15 protein-coding genes are annotated in these 20,021 nt (G+C 48.3%); 6 read left to right on the forward strand and 9 right to left on the reverse strand.

Annotation, left to right across the window (positions count from 1 at the left end; all coding sequences use genetic code 11):
* Positions 1-479 precede the first annotated feature (479 nt).
* Both QVO99_RS09730 and QVO99_RS09735 read left to right on the forward strand, forming a co-directional pair.
* The gene (locus QVO99_RS09730; protein WP_288177146.1) at positions 480-1,325 is read left to right on the forward strand and encodes a DUF3737 family protein; all 846 of its coding nucleotides are present in this window, start codon (positions 480-482) and stop codon (positions 1,323-1,325) included.
* A 5-nt stretch (positions 1,326-1,330) separates the two neighbouring features.
* A complete protein-coding gene (locus tag QVO99_RS09735; RefSeq protein WP_022317421.1) occupies positions 1,331-2,494 on the forward strand; it encodes a MalY/PatB family protein in 1,164 nt (387 codons plus the stop codon).
* Positions 2,495-2,631: 137 nt separating this feature from the next.
* Here QVO99_RS09735 and QVO99_RS09740 read toward each other — a convergent pair whose 3' ends face one another.
* The 5 genes from QVO99_RS09740 to QVO99_RS09760 all read right to left on the reverse strand — a co-directional run bounded on the left by QVO99_RS09740 (position 2,632) and on the right by QVO99_RS09760 (position 11,540).
* Positions 2,632-3,507, reverse strand: a complete 876-nt coding sequence (locus tag QVO99_RS09740) for a carbohydrate kinase family protein (RefSeq protein ID WP_022317422.1) — start codon at positions 3,505-3,507, stop codon at positions 2,632-2,634.
* A gap of 70 nt (positions 3,508-3,577) precedes the next feature.
* Positions 3,578-4,732, reverse strand: a complete 1,155-nt coding sequence (locus tag QVO99_RS09745; protein WP_022317423.1) for an MFS transporter — start codon at positions 4,730-4,732, stop codon at positions 3,578-3,580.
* 24 nt (positions 4,733-4,756) lie between these two features.
* Entirely contained in the window at positions 4,757-6,472 is a 1,716-nt protein-coding gene (locus tag QVO99_RS09750) for a DUF4980 domain-containing protein (RefSeq protein ID WP_022317424.1), read from the reverse strand.
* Between the two features lie 121 nt (positions 6,473-6,593).
* Complete coding sequence (locus QVO99_RS09755) at positions 6,594-8,366, reverse strand: RagB/SusD family nutrient uptake outer membrane protein (RefSeq protein WP_022317425.1); 1,773 nt, start codon at positions 8,364-8,366, stop codon at positions 6,594-6,596.
* 60 nt (positions 8,367-8,426) lie between these two features.
* Positions 8,427-11,540: a SusC/RagA family TonB-linked outer membrane protein gene (locus tag QVO99_RS09760; protein ID WP_022317426.1), complete on the reverse strand. Its 3,114-nt coding sequence runs from the start codon at positions 11,538-11,540 to the stop codon at positions 8,427-8,429.
* A gap of 447 nt (positions 11,541-11,987) precedes the next feature.
* Between QVO99_RS09760 and QVO99_RS09765 the strand changes: the two genes are divergently transcribed.
* From QVO99_RS09765 to cmk, 4 genes are all read left to right on the forward strand, one after another.
* Positions 11,988-12,968, forward strand: a complete 981-nt coding sequence (locus QVO99_RS09765; RefSeq protein ID WP_022317427.1) for an alpha/beta hydrolase — start codon at positions 11,988-11,990, stop codon at positions 12,966-12,968.
* A gap of 145 nt (positions 12,969-13,113) precedes the next feature.
* Positions 13,114-14,250: a PDDEXK nuclease domain-containing protein gene (locus QVO99_RS09770; protein WP_022317428.1), complete on the forward strand. Its 1,137-nt coding sequence runs from the start codon at positions 13,114-13,116 to the stop codon at positions 14,248-14,250.
* A 307-nt stretch (positions 14,251-14,557) separates the two neighbouring features.
* The gene (gene porQ / locus QVO99_RS09775) at positions 14,558-15,517 is read left to right on the forward strand and encodes a type IX secretion system protein PorQ (protein ID WP_022317429.1); all 960 of its coding nucleotides are present in this window, start codon (positions 14,558-14,560) and stop codon (positions 15,515-15,517) included.
* Positions 15,518-15,548: 31 nt separating this feature from the next.
* Positions 15,549-16,259: a (d)CMP kinase gene (gene cmk / locus QVO99_RS09780; RefSeq protein WP_022317430.1), complete on the forward strand. Its 711-nt coding sequence runs from the start codon at positions 15,549-15,551 to the stop codon at positions 16,257-16,259.
* Positions 16,260-16,408: 149 nt separating this feature from the next.
* On the opposite strand, the gene QVO99_RS09785 is transcribed toward cmk, so the two are convergent.
* The 4 genes from QVO99_RS09785 to QVO99_RS09800 all read right to left on the reverse strand — a co-directional run.
* A complete protein-coding gene (locus tag QVO99_RS09785; RefSeq protein ID WP_022317431.1) occupies positions 16,409-17,329 on the reverse strand; it encodes a 4-hydroxy-3-methylbut-2-enyl diphosphate reductase in 921 nt (306 codons plus the stop codon).
* Entirely contained in the window at positions 17,329-18,423 is a 1,095-nt protein-coding gene (meaB, locus tag QVO99_RS09790) for a methylmalonyl Co-A mutase-associated GTPase MeaB (protein ID WP_022317432.1), read from the reverse strand. Before meaB ends, QVO99_RS09785 begins: the two co-directional genes overlap by 1 nt.
* A gap of 20 nt (positions 18,424-18,443) precedes the next feature.
* The gene (locus QVO99_RS09795) at positions 18,444-19,496 is read right to left on the reverse strand and encodes a DUF1573 domain-containing protein (RefSeq protein ID WP_369678123.1); all 1,053 of its coding nucleotides are present in this window, start codon (positions 19,494-19,496) and stop codon (positions 18,444-18,446) included.
* 114 nt (positions 19,497-19,610) lie between these two features.
* The coding region (locus QVO99_RS09800; RefSeq protein WP_288177150.1) for a hypothetical protein at positions 19,611-20,021 on the reverse strand (411 nt) is incomplete at its 5' end.

The raw sequence follows: 20,021 nt of genomic DNA on the forward strand, positions 1-20,021 counted from the left end.
AGGATGGGTTTGAGGCTAGGTGGGGGCTGAAGTCTATGTGCGGAGCCATAATTATTATTCCTTTCCATGGTTCAGAATTATGAATAGAGAACAGTTTCTTTGCGCAGCCAGTTTTATCTTGGTATATCGCTTGTATGCTCTTGCGTGTTCTTGAAATTGCCGAATCACATCCATTGGAAAGCACATCAAAACATCAAGAAACGGGCAAGCACCTTGCCCAAGTGGGGCAAGCACCTTGCCCCAAGTGAGAAAGCACAGTGCCCCAAGTGGGCAAGCACAGTGCCCAAAACTGTGCCCAAAGTTTCTATAGAAGGAAACGTCAGTAAAGGAATATAACTATCAGCAATTGTTTCGATGAATATATACTATTTTCAGCAATAATGGTAATTGCACTTATGGAAATAATGTATAACTTTGCAGCGGATAACAACAAAGATACAACAAAACGGAATCAAACAAATAAAAAAACATACGACATCATGCAAATCATAAAAGACAAACAATTCGGAGGCGAACGCCCACTGTTCGCTTCTCACGACCTGCATATCGACAACGTGCTCATCACTGAGGGCGAGTCGGCAATAAAGGAATGCAGCAACATAAAGGCAACGAACTGCCGTTTCGAGGGTAACTATCCTTTCTGGCATGTCCATGGGTTTGAAATAGAAAACTGCTACTTCGCTGTCGGCGGACGTTCAGCCCTGTGGTATTGCGACCATCTGAAGATGCGCGACACGGTTATCGATGCGCCTAAGATGTTTCGCGAGATGAGCCATCTCAAACTGAAGAACGTAACGATGAACGATGCAGACGAGGTGTTCTGGCGTTGCGACAACATACGCATAGAGAACCTGAAGATGCACGGCGGCACCTATCCATTCATGTTCAGCCATGACGTTTATGTTGATGGATTGGAGAGCGACAGCAAATACGTGTTCCAGTATGCAAGAAACATCGAGGTGCATAATGCGAAGATTACAACGAAGGATGCTTTCTGGGAGGTGGATAACGTTACCGTGTACGACTCCGAGCTGAACGGCGAATACCTGGGATGGCACTCAAGGAACCTGCGGCTCGTGAACTGCCACATCACCGGCGAGCAGCCCCTCTGCTATGCCCACGACCTCATTCTCGAGAACTGCACCTTCGGCGAAGACTGCGACCGCGCATTTGAATACTCCACACTGAATGCCGACATCAAGGGCAGCATCGCGAACATCAAGAACCCTATGTCGGGACGCATCGTTGCCAACAAAATCGGTTCCATTACCATCGACGAGAACATCAAGCAGCCTGCCGACTGCGTGATTGAGGAAAGAAAATGACGAATATGAAATATGATTTCGACAAGATAACGCCGCGACGCGGCACAAACTCATATAAATGGGACAGCACCGACGACAAGGAGGTGCTGCCGATGTGGGTTGCCGACATGGATTTCCCTACCGCCCCCTGCATCATCAACGCCCTGGAGAAACGCGTGGAGCACGGTATATTCGGCTACACCCGTGTGCCGGAGGAATACTACGATGCGGTAATCTCATGGTTCAGCCGGCGCCACCATTGGAAGCCGAGGCGCGAATGGTTCATATATACGTCGGGAGTAGTTCCGGCATTGTCTGCCGTGATAAAGGCGTTGACCAATGTGGGTGATAAAGTGCTGACCCTTACTCCGGTATACAACTGCTTCTTCTCCTCTATCAGGAATAACGGATGCGAACTGGACAGCTGCGCATTGAGGTATGAGGACAACACTTACTCCATCGACTATGAAGACCTGGAGCGTCGTGCCGCCGACCCGAAGACCACCCTTATGCTGCTCTGCAATCCGCACAACCCCTCGGGACGAGTGTGGACAAGGGAGGAGCTGCGACGCATAGGCGACATCTGCATCAAGAACAATGTTGTAGTGGTGGCCGACGAAATCCACTGCGAACTGGTACACCCTGGATTCACCTACACACCGTTTGCCTCCGTGTCGGAAGAGTTCCAGAAGCATTCCGTCACCTGCGTTGCGCCGAGCAAGGCGTTCAACATCGCCGGACTGCAGATTGCCAACATCATCGTGGAGAACGACAAGTGGCGACAGCGCATCGACAAGGCGATAAACATCAACGAGGTATGCGACGTGAATCCGTTTGGCGTGATTGCCACCATCGCCGCATACAACGAGGGAGAGGTATGGCTCAATCAGCTGCTCCAGTATATCCACGGCAACTATCTCTTCTTCAAGGACTACTGTGAGGAGCATCTGCCCCAGTTGCCTGTGGCACCACTCGAAGGCACCTATCTCGCATGGATGGACTGCCGGAGCCTCGGCATCCCGTCGGAAGAACTCGAAGAGGAACTCATGAAGGAAGCCAAACTATGGCTCAATGCCGGCAGCATGTACGGTAAGGAAGGCGAAGGCTTCATGCGTTGGAACCTCGCCTGTCCGCGACAGCTCGTAAAAGAAGGGCTGGAGAGATTCTCTCAGTTTGTTGATAAACGCTGATGTCACAACTTTCCTGCAACCGATAGTAAGATAAAAACCAAAGGGTCCATACTAAATCAACTGCTCTTGACTTCGTATGGACCCTTTTTTGCTGCATAAAGCCTGCCATTTAGAGTATATGGCTTTTGCTTTATTGCTTAGATTTCGAAATGTTCCTTTATGTCGGGCATCGCACCGTTCTGGGTGCACACATAGGCGCTCACTTCAACGGCGAGCTTATGTGCTTCCCTTACAGTCTTTCCGCTGAGGATTGCTGCACAGAACGAACCGGTGAACGAGTCGCCGGCACCTACAGTGTCTGCCACTTCCACCCTGGGCGTTTCCTGATATGACACACAGCCCGGAGTGAACACATAGCTGCCGTTCACGCCACACGTGAGCACCAGCATGTCGAGGTTGTACTTGCCGAGTATGAGCCAGCATTTGTTCTCTATGTCCAGACCCGGATAGCCGAACATCCTGCCTATCTGTATCAGTTCCTCGTCGTTAATCTTCAGTATGTTGCAGCGTTTCATAGATTCGCAGATCACATCCTTGGTATAGAAGTTCTGTCGCAGGTTGATGTCGAAAATCTTAAGGCAGTCTTTCGGTGTATTGTCGAGGAACTTGTAGATGGTCTCGCGGCTCACCACATTGCGCTGTGCCAGCGAGCCCCAGCATACGGCAAGCGCGTTTTCAGCCACAGCCTTCACCTCGTCGGTGAAAGGAATGTTGTCCCAAGCCACATTCTCCTTGATGTCGTATGTCGGAATACCTTCATCATCAAGCTCCACCTGTACGGTACCTGTTGGATAAGGCACGCGTGGCATTACATAGTTGAGTCCTTTTCCTTCCAACTGCTCTATAGTCTCTTCTGCAAGTTTGTCCTCGCCGAGGGCACTCACAGCAATGGAGTTGAGGCCAAACTGTCCGGCATGATAAGCGAAGTTTGCCGGTGCGCCACCAAGTTTCTTTCCATCAGGCAAGACGTCCCAAAGAGCCTCGCCAAGTCCTACTACATATTTATCTTTCATAGTCGTATATCTGAGTTTATTTATATCGTGTATCTGAATTCCCTATTATTATAACGGTTTCTCGTACAAGTTATTGTTTCACCTTATTTATATATGTGAACAGATAAACCACTCCGGCTGCCATTACAGCCACAGCACCAACCTGTCCGATGGCGTCGCTGGCGAATCCCATCAGGAGAGGGAACACCGTACCTCCGAAGAGACCCATAACCATCAGTCCGCTCACCTCGTTCTTATGCTCAGGCACCGAGATGAGAGCCTGCGAGAAGACGATGGAGAAGATGTTGGAGTTGCCGTATCCCACAAGAGCTATTGCTGCATAAAGAATGACTTTGCTTGTTCCTACGAACATTCCAGCCATACTCAGCGCCATCATCACCACGCTGATGATGAAGAATGTGCGCGCCTTCATCACACGGAGGAAGAATGAACCCGTCAGACATCCCAAGGTTCGGAAGATGAAATAGAGGGATGTGGCGAAGGCTGCCTCGTTGAGAGACCATCCGAGACGCTCGATGAGAATCTTCGGAGCTGTGGTGTTGGTGCCTACGTCGATGCCCACATGACACATGATGCCGATGAAGGAAAGCAGCACGATAGGTCTGCCGAGCAACCGCACACTGTCCATTATGCCGGTAGCCTTACCCTCGTTGTGCTCTTCCGGAATGGATGTGACGCAAAGGGCAGCGGCAGCCACCATACCTATTATCATATATATGGGGAAGAGTATCCTCCATCCGAAGCCGAAGCTCGGTATTGTAGCAATGGCTCCCCACATGGCTATGTATGGAGCAAGGAATGAGGCTATCGCCTTAACGAACTGTCCGAAGGTGAGCGTTGAGGCGAGGTTGCCCTTTATAACGACAGACACCAGTGGGTTGAGCGACGTCTGCATCAGAGTGTTGCCTATGCCGAGCAGGGAGAACGACACGAGCATCAGTGTGAAGTTCTCGCCGAAGAGCGGCAGAAGGAGCGACACTGTGGTCACGGCGAGCGAGAGCAACACGGTGTTCTTCTTGCCGATCTTGCTCATAAGCATGCCCGTGGGCACACTGAACAGGAGGAACCAGAAGAAGACGAGCGACGGGAACATGTTTGCCGTAGTGTCATTCAGGTTGAGGTCTTCTTTCACGTAGTTGGAGGCGATTCCTACCATATCTACGAATCCCATGGCGAAGAAACAGAGCATCACCGGGATGAGGGTAAGTTTAGCAGATTTACTCATTTTATTCTGTTTTATATAAGTTCATTATTTCAGTTTATATACTGCATATTTCTTTGTCTTGCCCTTTATCGTTACCTTGTCGTAAGGTTTTGTTGGGAACACAAGGTTTGTCATAGCCATCTTTCCGTCGTTGTCGAACACCTCAATACTGCTCTTGTCGATGAATATGCGCAGCTTGTTCATCTTGCCATATACAGGGGCTGTAGTTATGGCAGCAAAGTCGCTGCTGAAATCGGTCTTTCCGCTTAGTGTGCGGTCCATCGAGAATGTTTCGTCCTTTGCCTTATATGTCATGACCACCTTCTCGCCCTTGCTGTTGCTCAGCGTAATCGTGGCATCACCCTTCAGATTGACCACCATTTCGCAAGCTTCGCTCAAAGACTTTGATGGTTTTTTACTTCGTGCAGCAGTAATCTCTTCTGATGGAGTAACGCTGCAATAAGTGTTGCCTTTATATTCGAAGAGTCCCAAGTCGCGAGGAATGGAGTTGGCAGAACGATACTGCAACGTAGGCACCTGATTGGCATACTGCCAGTTGCTCATCCATGCCAAAGCCACGTGTCTGCCGTTGGGAGCATTGTCGAAAGTAACGGTGGCATAGTGGTCTTTACCATAGTCCATCCATTTTGTCACTTCCGGTTTCGATTCGCAAGTAAATTTATGTCCGTCGAAGTCACCAACAAAATATTGTGTTGCCGAACCTCCGGAAGGACCTCCAGGATTTATGTTGCACACAAGCATCCATTTCTCTTTGTCTGTGCCACGTACTTTCATCTTCATCAAATCCGGGCATTCCCATACACCGCCATGACTGCCGTATTCGGCTCCGAACGAGCTTTCAAACTTCCAGTCTTTCAGATTGTCAGACGAGTAGATGTTCATCTGCTGACCGGCAGCGAGAATCATGTTCCATTTCTTGATATCCTCGTTCCAGAACATGTGAGGATCGCGGAAGTCGGGCACGTTGCTCGTTATTATCGGATTGCCATCATATTTTGTGAAAGTCTTTCCGTTGTCGGTGCTGTAAGCCATGCTCTGCGTCTGATTCTCACCGGCTGATGTGTAGAGAGCCACGATGGCGTTTTCTCCAAATCCGGCAGTGTTGTTCTTGTCTACCACTGACGAGCCGCTGAATATTGAGCCCCAAGCATCGGGCTGTACCGGGTCGCCTTGGAACGTCCAATGGATGAGGTCGGTTGATGTGGAGTGGCCCCATGTCATGTTCTCCCACTGCGAACCATAAGGGTTATGCTGGAAGTAGAGATGCCATACACCGTCCTTGAAGAACATTCCGTTCGGGTCGTTCATCCATCCGTAAGCTGGGGTGTGATGGTAGAGCGGACGATATTGTTCGCGGTTTTTCGTGTCAAAGCTCTCTGCATTCTTGATATTCTTCCAGCAAGTGAAAGTGGAAATACCACCATCGTTGCGGTAGTTGCCGTTCACGTGAATATCAAGAGCTAACGTCTTTTCCTCATTGAATTCATCCAGATAAAGCGGAACATAATAATCCACCTTGTTCATTGCCAGTCGTACATTGAGCGACTTCATCTGTTTGTTGCCGGCGATAACCTTTATGTTGCTCATTTCAGCACTCTCCTGTACTGGCAGCAACAGGCATTTGTCCTTCTGCTGTATACGGTACAGACAATGGTTGCTGCTCAGAAACTGTGTTTCCTGTGCGCATGCTGTGCCTATTGATGCCAGAGCAATCAGAACTGATAATATATTTCTTTTCATATCTCTGTATTCTTAAATTTAAATGTTATCCTGAATCAATCCAATCACCTTTTCTGACTAAAGTTTACCTATTAATTTCTTTTGACTAGCCTATACTTATATTATAAGAAAACCAATATTCTTATTTTGCATCGTCGTATCCTTTGTTCTGCTTATACAAGCCTGGTATATAATATAACTGGTTGTATGGCACTGGATAGAATTCATTCTTGCCGGCTGTGAAGTGGGCATCCCTCAGATATTCGGCGTAAGTCTGATTTACTGTATTACCATCCTTGTCGGTAAATGTGTAAACATCCTTCTGCTCTGTCTTGAAGTAATTATTCAGCGTAGTTGAAGCTATTCCCCAACGGCGCAAGTCGAAGAATCTTCCGTTTTCCATTGCCAACTCAAGACGACGCTCCCAGCGCAGGCATTTCCGTGCAGTTTCCTTATCCTGGAAATAAGACTCTGGATAGAGAGCAATGTCACACTGGTCTTTGGCATATTCAATGTGTTTGTCTATAGAATTCTTTGCTCTCTGTCTGATATCGTTAATTATGGCGCGTGCTTCTCCAAGACGGTCAAGTTCTATAAGAGCTTCGGCTCTCATAAGCATTACATCGGTGTATCTCAATACGTAGTCGTTCATTGCGAAAGCCTGCCATGAGCCGTTATATGTTTCACCTTTAGAGCGTTGTGGCACTTCTTTCATTGAAGTGTAATAACCGTAGACGTCAGGAGTGCGGGCATTGTCTGTCGTCAGAGTGTATTCCTTTTCGTATTTATATGGGAAGGTAGGCATACCGATGGTGTGGAACAAACGCGGATCCCATTTCTGGGCAGTGACCTTGCCGTTTACCGGGTAGTCGATACTATTGTTGTAGTCATCAAACTCTGGCAGTCCGTTGCGTGTCTTGAAGGCATTCACCAAGTCCTGTGATGGTTTGTGAACATCCCATCCGCAAGACCAGATACCCCAACAGCCGTTCAACATGTTCGACCAGTTGGCACGACCATATTTTGTATGGTCTCCGCTATAATCAGAGGTTTGCACGGCGAATACAGACTCTTTACTGTTCTTGTATTCAGGCAAGAAAATGTCGCCGTAGTCTTCCAGATATCCATAATTGGAATTCTTTACCTCATCAGTATAGTCAACAACCTTCTGCATGTATTGCTTGTTGATATGGTCAACGCCATCGGTTGCCTCATATCCGTCGCCCCAAGCCAATGTGAGATAACATTTTGCCAAATATCCGGCAGCAGCAATCTTGTTGGCACGTCCGCCATCAGCCTGCTTAGCTGGTAGAACATCATGGGCAAACTGGAAATCGTCGATAATCTTCTGGAACAGTTCCTCGTATGTGAATTGTGTGTTAGAAGTCTTCTCCGTAGCATTGTCGGCATATACCTTTTCGTCAATCCATGGAATCTGGCGGAACATGGTAATCAGCTTGAAATAGAAATGTGCGCGGAGGAATCTAACCTCAGCTTCGCGCTGTTTTGTTGTTTCAGCTCCAAGGGCCTTTTCGCCGTTCTGTTCAAGGGAGACCAACGCACGGTTGCAACGAGATACGGCACAGTAAAGGCGATACCAAAGTTCATCGAGTTCCCCTTTTGTAGAAGTCAGAGTCTTCCATATTTCCACATCGTGGTAACCAGTGTCACCAGTTCCCCAACCACCTTTCAGACAGTCGTCTGATGCCAGGTCGCCATAAGGCCAGAGATTGAACGGATAGCTGTACCAGCAGTCACCAAGCATGGCGTATGCGCTGTTCACCATCTTTTCCGGCTCATTGAAGGCCTTGTCTTCGTCTATCACAGCTGTCGGATTATAGTCCAGAAAGTCATCACAACTTGCGAATGTTCCTGCAAGTGCTACTGCAAGCACTATTGTATATATCTTTTTCATAATGAAAATTCGTTTAATCGTTATACCTTTTATGTCTTAATGATAATTCTGCAATTTGTATTAGAAACCAACTTGAAGTCCAAACGACAATGATGTTGACAAAGGATAATTCCAGTCAGGATTCTCAGGGTCGGAGCATGTCAGGCTCTTGCTCTTTATAGTAAGCAGATTCTGTCCGGAAACATAAATGCGTGCACTTGACATCTTGACTTTTGACAAAACACTCTTAGGTATATTGTATCCAATCTGCAGAGTGCGGAGCTTCAGGTAAGAACCATTCTCCACGAAGTATGAAGAAGCCCTGCCCTCATCTGCAGTATTCATTGTGCTCAAGCGAGGAATCGACGAACTTGTATTGTTTGTGTTCCATGCGTTCAGCAGACGTGTTCCCTTGTTTGAGCCAGGGTCGTTAACAGCCCAGAAATCGGTCTGGAACTTCTGGTTGTTGTAGACGTCCTGATCGTAAACACCCTGCCAGAACATGCTGAAATCAAATCCCTTGTAGTTGAGAGCAATGTTCAGTCCGTAAGAGAATGCTGGCACTGGATCGTAAATCCAAGTCTGGTCGTCGGCATTAATGCTGCCACTGTGATCCAAATCCTTGTATTTCAGTCCACCGACACGTGCGTTTGGCTGTCCCGACTTGTCAACTTCCTCTTGAGTCTGGAATATTCCGTCAGCTACATATCCAACGATAGAACCGTATGACTTGCCGCTCTGTACGAGATTTTCTTTTGTAGTATGAGTATAAGCACCCGTTGTAGATGAAGGCAGATAAGTTACTTTATTGCGGAAGAAATCCAAATTGCCGTTGACGTCGATTCCGAGTCCGTTAGCAAGTGTTGTGCGATAGCCCAAGCTGAACTCCATACCACAGTTGCGGAGCGACGGGCCGTTTTTCCAAGTGTTGCCACCCTCGCCCGTTGCACCGAGGTATGCAGGATTAATCAGCATGTCCTTCACATTCTTGATATAAGCATCGACAGTTCCGTAGAAACTGTTGTTGAACATCGTGAAGTCAACACCGACATTGTATTGTGTTGCCGATTCCCACTTCAAATTAGGGTTTGCAAGTTGTGTGGCGCGGTAACCTGAAGGGAAAGTGCCGGAACCCTGCAAGAACAGGTCGTAGGCTGTAGATGTAACGCGGTCCAATCCGTAGTCAGCGACATAAAGTCCAAACTGTGCGTTGTTGTCGATTGCCTGATTACCAGTCTGTCCCCATGACAGACGCAGCTTTGCATCGTCAAGCCATTCCTTTTTCAACAGATTAGAGAAGCGGAAGCCGAGAGATGCAGCAGGGAATGTACCCCAGCGGTGAGCCTTGCCGAAGCGTGAAGAACCGTCGTAGCGGATAGTAAAAGATGCAAGGAGAAGATCATCCCAGTTGTAGTTCACTTTTCCGAAGAATGATGCCAGACGATAGCCAAACTTAGCACCGCTATTGGTCATAGTTCCAGTTGCAGCATTTGGCCACATATAGTTTTTGTCTTCCAGGGCATATCCTTCAGAGTAGGCAGAGAAATCAATAACAGACTGTTTAGACATTTCGCTACCGACGAGGATGTCAAAATTGTGCTTGCCTATTTTATTTACATACTGCGCAGTGTTAGACCAAGTCCAGTTGGTCTCGTTATTGTTGCTCAATGTTGTTTTGGCAATATCATTCCTTACGATGTCAGAATGGAAAGTGTTTATCATCGCATTGATGAATGATGTCTTGAAGTCCAAACCGAAGTTTGAGCGGAGTGTCAATCCTTTGATAGGCTTCAGTTCTACAAATGCATTGCCGAATATGCGCCAGTAGTCGAGATTATTGTTACGGTTGTCGTATTGCTCGCGGCAAGGGTTCTGGCGGTCGGACATGCTGCCAACAGGACCTGCGAAAACCTTACTGTTCTCCTCGTATACAGGAACGATAGAAGGCATCTTCAACGCATTCTCCATAGGGTGGCAGTCTACTTGCGATGTGTAAGTAAGAGTGAGATTCTCGCCAACAGTAAGCATCTTGTTCAGATTCCATGAAGTATTCAGTCTTGCTGAGATATTCTGGAAATCGGTATATTTCAATACGCCCTCATTATTCTTGTATCCTAAAGAGAACATTGCGCTGTGCTTGTCGTTGGCATGCGATACCGATAAATCGTAATTCTGCATGAATCCGGTACGTGAGATAGCATCCAGCCAGTCGGTGTCAGAGAATCGCATTGTCTTCTTTGAGTTTATATATCCGTCGTACCTTCCGTTTATCGTATAGTTCTGATATTGGTTTGTTGCCGGATTCCAAACTGTGATAGGAATACCGTTCTGTGCATTCAAATCAATGCCATAGTTTGCTGCATAGACAACAGGGTCGAGACCGTCGTTGAGAGCTGCCTGTGCCATGGCTGTAACATATTCGCCAGAATTGAGGAGTTTCATTTTCGACTGACTTGAATAGAATTGTGCGGTAAGGTTTGCTGAGAAGTCCACAGCCACCTTGTTACCCTTCTTTCCCTTCTTCGTCGTTATGATGATAACACCGTTTGAAGCTCTTGAACCATAGATAGAAGCCGAGGCTGCATCTTTCAACACCTGCATACTCTCGATATCATTAGTGTTGAGAGTGTTCAATGCCATGTTTGTAGGTACACCATCTATAATATAAAGAGGATCTTGTGAAGAGTTGAAAGAACCAATACCACGGATACGTACCTTACCGCTACCAATAGGAGAACCGTCGGTTGTAACGGTCATACCGGCAACTCGTCCTTGCAAGGCACGCATCGGGTCTGTGTCAGAAGATGATTTCAGATTCTTTGTAGAAACGACAGATACAGAACCCGTCAAGTCGGCTTTCTTTTGGGTTGTATAGCCCGTTACGACAACTTCGTTCAGGTTGTTGGCAAGTTCAGCCAATTTTATTTTCATGTTTGGCTGTACTTTAACTTCCACTGTCTTGTAGCCGACATAAGATATGACAAGAGTTGCTCCCTGGTCAGCATCAAGCATGAAGTTACCGTCAAAGTCTGTTATAGTTCCCGACTTCGTTCCTTTTTCCATTATGGTTGCTCCGATTACTGTTTCACCAGCTTCGTCTGTAACCACACCGCTCACTTTAATTTTCTGTGCGTTGGCAGTAATGCTCATCGCCAGAAGTGAGAAGCTAATCAATACTTTTGATAGATTGCTCATAAGTTTTAATGGTTTTGTTAGTTGTTTGATTTTAGTGCTGCAAAGTTATATAATGTATTGATATCCAACAAGAACGGATGTTGCACAAACAGAAACGAATCGTTCATCGTATCATCTGTTGCATGTTTTGAACGATTTGTTGCAATCCTGCCGAGAAACAGACCACGATAGAGTCTCCGGAGATATAGAATATGTATCGGGTTAAGTGCTGGGACAGACATTTACATTTAGTGTGGATGAGAACAACAAGATAACTTTCGGCGATTACTATGAATGGTTCACTGTAACAGAATTATTGTATTATACTCAATTCCTATAAGGTGGCGGGACGTTGGTATTATTATTCAGACCAACGTTCCGCTTATTCTTTATTTATTACATGTTATTTCCATTATTTTGCTTAATTTTGAAGCGAAATAATAAATATGTAAATAGTTAGAGTATTATATGAGGCAGAGAGAGAACAGAAAGTCCTGCTATATAAAGGTATGGATAACGTTGGGGGTGGCAGTAATGTTGGTTCTTGCATTGTATGGAGCCAGCAGCTATATGCTTGACTATTCGCTCGGCTATCCGAAAGGGGAACGCATGACGGCGGAACACTGGAAGAACAGGACACGGAACGAATGTCCGTGGACTACGGCGTGGATGGATTCCATATACCGGAACCATTGCGTGAAGGACACGTTCCTCATTATGCCCTCCGGCTACAAGGCACACGCCATTTATCTTTATGCACCAAAGGCAACAGACAAAACGGCAGTTGTGGTGCACGGCTATAAGGTGCGTGCCGAGGGAATGCTACACATCGCTTATCTATACAACCACGATTTGGGATATAATGTGCTCTTGCCCGACCTGTATGGACACGGACAGAGCGAGGGTGACCATATACAGATGGGGTGGCAGGACAGATGGGACGTGATAAGATGGGCGGAAGTGGCAAATAATGTGTTCAGAGCGTCAAGGTATTCATCCACAAAGCAAGTCATCCACGGCATCTCTATGGGTGCAGCCACCACGATGGCCGTGGCGGGTGAGAAGACTCCGGATTATGTGGAGTTTTTTGTTGAAGACTGTGGCTATACGAGCGTATGGGATGAGTTTGCAGGACAGCTGAAAGAGGAGTTCGGGCTGCCGTCGTTCCCGCTGATGAATACAACTTCCTGGCTTTGCCAACAGAGATACGGATGGTCGTTTGACGAGGCGCAGCAGATAAAGCAGGTGGAGCGCAGCACCAAACCGATGCTCTTCATCCACGGCGATGCCGACACCTACGTGCCCTACTCCATGCTCCGTCCGCTCTACGAGGCTAAGCGCCACGGCCGCAAAGCCATCTTCATAGCCAAAGGGTCAGCACACGCCATGGCATACCGCGACCACCACAAAGAATACACGGAAAAGGTGAAAGAGTTTGTGGGGGAATGAAATAGCGAATGGTTTGCTTGCCAGAACCATTGGCAATATTAGTGCACCTACCATTCTGTGATACGTAAACTATATTAATAAAAAGTCCATTGGCAGAATTAAATATGCACTAAATTAATTCCGCCAACGGGTTATAATAAGGAATATGAGCATAAATAAGGATTTGACAAGAACTTCCCAAGAGCGAGATTTTACAGAAGTGGTGGATATAATAGTTCAGCATAGGAGTAAGGCGTCACGTGCAGTCAACGAACAATCTCTGCTTTGTGCATGGTATGTTGGAGGTTATGTTTCAATGAAACTGAAAAGCGAGGAATGGGGAAGTAAAGTCGTAGCCCAATTGTCTGAATATATTCGTTCCAACCGCCCTGATATCAAAGGCTTCAGCAAGAGAAACATTTACAACATGGTGATGTTTTATGATGAATATTCATCTGAAGTTTTTGCTGTAGCTATAAGAAAATATATGACGGATAAATTTGTGCAGTCGGAAACTGCACAAATAGGATTTAAGCAAGGAGAGGCTATAACTGTGCAGTCACAAATTGGACAAATGCCCGACATCTTGGCACTGACAACTTTGACAAACCATATTGAGATATTGTGTAGGTGTAAAAGTGTAGAAGAACGGTTATTCTACATTCTTTATGCCCATAAAGAGCATTTGTTTGTACGCGAACTGCAACGCTGTATATCGAACCATACATATTCAGCGTTATTGAGTAACAAAACTAATCTGTCGAAAGGTCTGCTTGAAACTTATCCCAAATCTCCGATAATGTTCAAAGATACATACTTCGTGGATTTCCTCAACTTGCCAAAAAAACATAGCGAATCGAAGCTGAAGCATGACTTGATAGAACACATGAAGCAGTTTATTCTTGAATTGGGTAAGGACTTTATCTTTATGGATCAAGAGTATCGCTTAAATGTCGGTGCTTCTTCGTTTAAGGCTGATTTACTGTTCTTCCATCGTGGGCTTCAAGCTCTCGTTGCTGTGGAATTGAAGAAAACAAAGTTCCACCCACGCGACCTTGGTCAGTTGGAGTTTTACCTGGAGGCTCTTGACCGCGATGTGAAGCGTTCAAACGAGAACCCATCTATTGGCATAATATTATGCCCCGATGCAGACAAGGTGGTTGTTGAATATGCCATGAGTCGCAGCATGAGTCCAACAATGATTGCTGAGTATAAGCGTATCTTGATACCACAGGAGCAAATGCAGCAGCAATTAAGAGAGTTCTGCCAGTTTTTTATGAATGAGGATAAAGCAGAAAAGTAAGGAAAACAATGGTTAATGAGATTGTTGTGAGCCGAGAACAGGGAAATCTGAGTAAACTTGATAACATCTTTAAACCCGAATCGGTCATCAGGTCGTCTTGGATTGAAGCATCATACTACCGACCTGATGAAAATGAATGGACTCAAAACAATATAAAAGGGATTTTTTCGTTTTTAACGTTGAGATGCTGTAACTTTGCACCAGTAAGCAGACGGATGACCCGACGGACAAAGAGCGGCAACCTATTTATCACCAAGGAACTGTCCATAACTGCAAAACAAGGACAGACTCCCCATAAAAGACAAGAATGAGAAAAATCTTTTTATACCTCATACTGAGCATCGTGGCGACCGCCACGGCAACCGCACAGGAGAGCCAGACGGAATACAATTTCCTGAGGCTGCCCGTGAGCGCTCATGCGGCAGCCCTCGGTGGCGACAACGTGAGCATCATAGAAGACGACCCGTCGCTCACGTTCAGCAACCCAGCACTGCTGTCGTCGGTAAGCGACAAGACGCTGAACCTCAACTTCATGACATATATGGAGGGGGCGATAACGGGAAGCGCGGCATTCAACAGGGTGGTAAACGACAAGGCATCATGGGCGGTTCTGGGACAATACATCAACTACGGCAAGATGAAGGAAACGGACCAGAACAACGTCCAGACGGGAGAATTCTCTGCACAGGAGATTGCACTGGCAGGAACCTTCAGCTATATGCTGGCGAAAAACCTCGCCGGAGGTATAACGGCAAGATGGGTGGCATCGTATATCGGCGGATACAGCTCCATGGCGGCTGGCATAGACCTGGGACTGAACTACTACGACCCGGAGTCGGAGTTCTCAGTGTCGGCAGTGGCCAAGAACCTCGGCGGACAGTTCAAGGCATACGACGAGGACTACGGCAAGATGCCGCTCGACCTGCAGATAGGAGCGAGCAAGAGATTTGCAAACATGCCGTTCAGAATCTCGGCAACGCTCGTTGACCTCAACCACTGGGACTACAGCTTCATAAACCACCTCGTGTGTGGAGTGGAACTGATACTCTCCGACCAGTTTTATGTGGCCGGAGGATACAACTTCCGTCGTGCACACGACATGAAGATAGCCGAGGGCACTGGCGAGGACGCCTCAAAGAGCAGCCACGGAGCCGGACTGTCGTTCGGAGCCGGAATGCAGTTGGAGAGATTCAAGCTGCAGGTGGGATATGCCAAATACCACGTGTCGGCAAACTCGCTGCTCGTCAACGTGTCGTATTCTCTGTAATGACAAAACTTAAAACACCATAAAGAAAGAAATGGAAGCAAAGAACAATCGCATCGTTATCGCCATCGACGGATTCTCATCCTGCGGAAAGAGCACGATGGCAAAAGACCTCGCCAAGGATTTGGGATATATATATGTGGACACAGGAGCTATGTATCGCTCGGTGACGCTCTATGCCCTGCGCCACGGCATGTTTGCCACCGACAACACGATAGACACCGAAGCCCTGCAGAAGGCGATGCCGGAGATAAACATATCATTCAGACTGAACACCGGAACCGGCCGCCCCGACACTTTTCTCAACGGAGAATGCGTGGAGAAGGAGATACGCTCGATGGAGGTGTCGAGCCATGTGAGCCCCATAGCCGCCCTGCCTTTCGTACGCCAGGCTCTCGTGAGACAGCAGCAGGAGATGGGCAAGGAGAAGGGCATCGTGATGGACGGCAGAGATATCGGCACTGTGGTATTCCCCGACGCCGAACTGAAAATCTTCGTCACGGCTTCTGCCGAGGTACGCGCACAGCGCCGCTACGACGAACTGAAGCAGAAGGGTATGGCTGCCGACTTCAACGAGATATTGAAGAACGTGGAGGAGCGTGACTATATCGACACACATCGCGAGACTTCGCCTCTGAAACAGGCCGACGATGCCTTGGTGCTCGACAACAGCAATATGACAATCCCCGAACAGAAGGAATGGCTGAAACAGAAGTTTGAGGAAACGATGGAAAAGCTGGAATAAAGATATCCTAAGAAGAAGACAAAAGGTATGGGACTAAGCAAAAGTCTCATACCTTTTATTATATATACTAATATGACACAAGATTGATTCATTGGGCAAGAGTCTTCTATTATTCTTTATTCCAAATCAGTAATCAGACAGATCGGGGGTTATCCTTGTTCGCCATTCAATATCTTCTGCATACACTCCTCCATGAGCCACTTGGGGGTGCTCGTGGCTCCGCAGATTCCTATCGTGGCGGCACCATGGAGCCACTCGTCGCATATCTCTCCCGGTCCCTCAATGAGGTGTGTATTGGGATTGATGCGCAGACATTCGTTGAAGAGCACCCTGCCGTTGCTGCTCTTTCTGCCACACACAAAGAGCACAAGATCATGGCGCGAGGCGAAGCTGCTGACATTAGGCATACGGTTTGCCACCTGTCGGCAGATGGTGTCGAAGCTGCGGAACGTGGCGTCGGGCGAGATGTGGCATTGTATGTAGTCGATGATGCGGTGGAACTCGTCGAGCGACTTGGTGGTCTGCGAATACAGATATATGTCGCGGGAGAAGTCGAGCGTCTTCACATCGTCGAAATGGGCTATCACGCGGGCGCTGCCCTGGGTCTGTCCCACAAGACCGAGCACTTCGGCATGTCCGGGTTTGCCGAATATCACTATCTGCGCTTCGCCATGGGCGTCATACTGACTCTTTATGCGACGCTGCAGCTGTAGCACCACAGGACATGTGGCGTCGATTATCTCTATGCCGTTGCGCTCCGCCATGGCATAGGTCTCCGGTGGTTCGCCGTGGGCTCTGAGCAGCACCTTGACATTGCGCAGGCGCTCCATCTCATCATGGTTGATAGTGACTAGTCCGAGTTTCTTCAGCCGCTCACACTCCATACTGTTGTGCACGATGTCACCCAGACAATAGAGCGTGCCACCGTTGGCAAGTTCCTCTTCCGCCTTGCGAATGGCAGTGGTGACACCGAAGCAGAAACCGCTCCCGCTGTCTATCTCTACCGCAGGCGACGCATTGCCACAGGAATGGGTATGCTGTGTCACCTCTTTTCCGTTGTTTCTATCCATCACAGTTTCTTGAAATAAATGTCGAGAAGGTCGCGGGCAGCTGCGAAGCTGGTCTTCTGTCCGAGCAGCACACTGTTCTCGTATGCCTGCAGCCTCTGCTGGATATCGGGATTGTTGTAGAAGCTGTTGCGCAGTTGCTCGTTTATCGTCTCATACATCCAGTATTTGTTCTGCTCGTTGCGACGATAGTCAAAGTATCCGTTACCTTTCACGAAATCGAAATACTCATATATCATATCCCACACCTCCTTGACGCCTGTTCCATAGAAACCACTGTAGCAAAGCACCTTCGGCACCCATCCGCTGTCTGATGGCGGGAAGAAATGCAGGGCGTTGCGGAAGTTGGTGGCTGCGATGTGACACTTGTCCACGTTGCTGCCGTCGCATTTGTTTATCACTATTCCGTCGGAAATCTCCATTATGCCTCGCTTGATGCCCTGCAGTTCGTCGCCGGTTCCGGCAAGTTGGATGAGTAGGAAGAAGTCTACCATGGAATGACAGGCTGTCTCGCTCTGCCCCACTCCCACGGTCTCCACGAAAATCTTGTCGTAGCCGGCTGCCTCGCATAGGATTATCGACTCACGGGTCTTGCGTGCCACACCGCCGAGGGATCCTGCCGTAGGACTGGGACGGATGAACGACTCCTTCCTTACCGACAGTTTCTCCATACGGGTCTTGTCGCCGAGGATACTTCCCTTGGAGCGCTCCGAACTGGGGTCGATGGCGAGCACGGCGAGCTTGCCGCCGGTGCGGTCGAGGACATGCACTCCAAACTCGTCTATCGACGTGCTTTTTCCTGCTCCCGGCACACCGCTGATACCGATGCGGATGGATTTGCCGCTATATGGCAGACATTTGTCTATCACCTCCTGCGCCTTCTGCTGATGGTCCGGATTGACACTCTCTACGAGAGTCACTGCCTGTGAGAGCACGGTGACGTCGCCCTTCACGATTCCTTCCACCATTTCGGCAACGGAGAGTTCGCGGCGCTGGAAGCGGCTGCGCTTCAGATATGGGTTTATGATGGAGGGCTGCGCCACACCTTGGTTCACCTGCAGTCCCACGTATTCTTTACTGTTCTCTGGATGGTCCATACTGTGTATTTAGATTAAGATTATCGTGTTTTCAGTTTCATTTTCACTACCACCTTCGGCTGTTTCGGGTCGTTGGTGATGATCAGCACACGCGGTTTGCTTCTGGCGTTGCGCAGCTGCTTCTTGTTCAGCGTCACCTTCAGTTTTGCCTGTTCGCCCGGCTTTATCTTCGTCTTGTTGAGCTTCACGCTCATGCCGGTGGTGAACATCTGCATCGAACGGATGTCGAGCACCGAACGTCCGGTGTTCTCTATTATCACCGTTTCGGTCTTGGTTGGCTTTTCGCCGAAGTCACCGAAATCGAGTTCCGTGGCAGAGAGCTTTATGCTCGGTGCGTTGGCGAGCTGCGTCTCCGACATATTGTCGAAATCTGGCAGCAAGACGGCAGAGACAGATATTTCCTTGTCGATACTCACCTTCTCGCCCGGTTTCTTGGCGAGGAACACGGAGGTCTGTGTCAGTCCGAAGTCGCGCAGCTTCTTGGAGTTGAGTTTCAGCGTGGCAACGCCGGTCTTGCCCGGAGCGATGTTGGTCGGCGACACGCTTGCCGTGAGATAAGCTGGAAGATGCATCACCACAGGACTGATAGTCTCGCCCGTGTTGTTCTTGATATGGATGAGCTGCACGGGATAGTCGCCACGGTTCACGTCGTCGAACTCCACATCGTTCTTGTCCACCATCATACCATCGATCTTGTGTTCGAAGGTACCAGTGAAATCAGATATTTCATCCACCACCACTCCTTTCATCTTGAGATAGAAAGGATGCTTGGAGGAATTGCAGAAGAGCGCCACTTCCTTCTCGAAGTGTCCGAGTTGGCGTGCATCGTAGGTTGCCGTAACAGTGAAGCTGTCTCCCTTGGGGATTGCTGTACGCGGATAGTCCACCGTGGTGCATCCGCAGCTCACCCTCACCTGGTCGATGTTCAGTTCGCTACCCTTGTTGGTGAGTTCAAACTTCACCGTAACAGGGGTTTCATACATCACGCTGCCACAGTCTACTATCTCATTCTTTGCCGTTATGCGCTGCGCCATGGCATCAACCGACGCCATAGCCAGCAAGGATAATATCATCGTTTTGTTATTCATCTATTAAATATCTGTTTTTATATGTCTGTTATTCTATATGGTGTCGTATCTGACATTCTATCTGACAATACCGGCTGACATTCTATCGTGCCGATACTATCATTTCACAATCTTCAGCTCCATGCCGCCGGCCCTGCCGGAGAATTCAGGAGAGTAGGCACACTGCACGGTACATGTTCCGGCGGTGTAGTTTCCTGCACGGTCGATATAGTACTCCGTCTCCACCACGTGCTCGCCTTTCGAGAGACGGTCGAAGTAGTAATGGGTGGCGTTGTCTTTCGGTGTGCAGTAGTATCCCCATCCGTATCCGCTGGTCTGCGCCACGGGTTCCATACATGCCGCACGCTTGTCTACTACCTGCACGAAGTCGTAGTCGCGGTCGGCGGTGATGGTGATGCGCACAGCGATGCGGTCGCCCACATTGAGAGCGCCACCCTTGGCAGCCTTGCCGTTTTCCGGAACCATCACCTGGCGAACCACCTTGATGCCCGACTTGCTGTCGGCGATGTC

Origin of the sequence: Prevotella sp. CAG:592, from assembly GCF_000436015.1 — a bacterium.
Lineage (GTDB): Bacteria > Bacteroidota > Bacteroidia > Bacteroidales > Bacteroidaceae > Prevotella > Prevotella pectinovora.

What these genes read in the sequence shown, in the direction of transcription:
- QVO99_RS09760 (WP_022317426.1), bottom strand. Translation starts at nt 11,540, where the DNA reads ATGAGCAATCTATCAAAAGTATTGATTAGCTTCTCACTTCTGGCGATG.
- QVO99_RS09730 (WP_288177146.1), top strand. Translation starts at nt 480, where the DNA reads ATGCAAATCATAAAAGACAAACAATTCGGAGGCGAACGCCCACTGTTC.
- QVO99_RS09750 (WP_022317424.1), bottom strand. Translation starts at nt 6,472, where the DNA reads ATGAAAAGAAATATATTATCAGTTCTGATTGCTCTGGCATCAATAGGC.
- QVO99_RS09745 (WP_022317423.1), bottom strand. Translation starts at nt 4,732, where the DNA reads ATGAGTAAATCTGCTAAACTTACCCTCATCCCGGTGATGCTCTGTTTC.
- QVO99_RS09785 (WP_022317431.1), bottom strand. Translation starts at nt 17,329, where the DNA reads ATGGATAGAAACAACGGAAAAGAGGTGACACAGCATACCCATTCCTGT.
- QVO99_RS09765 (WP_022317427.1), top strand. Translation starts at nt 11,988, where the DNA reads ATGAGGCAGAGAGAGAACAGAAAGTCCTGCTATATAAAGGTATGGATA.
- QVO99_RS09795 (WP_369678123.1), bottom strand. Translation starts at nt 19,496, where the DNA reads ATGATATTATCCTTGCTGGCTATGGCGTCGGTTGATGCCATGGCGCAG.
- cmk (WP_022317430.1), top strand. Translation starts at nt 15,549, where the DNA reads ATGGAAGCAAAGAACAATCGCATCGTTATCGCCATCGACGGATTCTCA.
- porQ (WP_022317429.1), top strand. Translation starts at nt 14,558, where the DNA reads ATGAGAAAAATCTTTTTATACCTCATACTGAGCATCGTGGCGACCGCC.
- meaB (WP_022317432.1), bottom strand. Translation starts at nt 18,423, where the DNA reads ATGGACCATCCAGAGAACAGTAAAGAATACGTGGGACTGCAGGTGAAC.
- QVO99_RS09735 (WP_022317421.1), top strand. Translation starts at nt 1,331, where the DNA reads ATGAAATATGATTTCGACAAGATAACGCCGCGACGCGGCACAAACTCA.
- QVO99_RS09755 (WP_022317425.1), bottom strand. Translation starts at nt 8,366, where the DNA reads ATGAAAAAGATATATACAATAGTGCTTGCAGTAGCACTTGCAGGAACA.
- QVO99_RS09740 (WP_022317422.1), bottom strand. Translation starts at nt 3,507, where the DNA reads ATGAAAGATAAATATGTAGTAGGACTTGGCGAGGCTCTTTGGGACGTC.
- QVO99_RS09770 (WP_022317428.1), top strand. Translation starts at nt 13,114, where the DNA reads ATGAGCATAAATAAGGATTTGACAAGAACTTCCCAAGAGCGAGATTTT.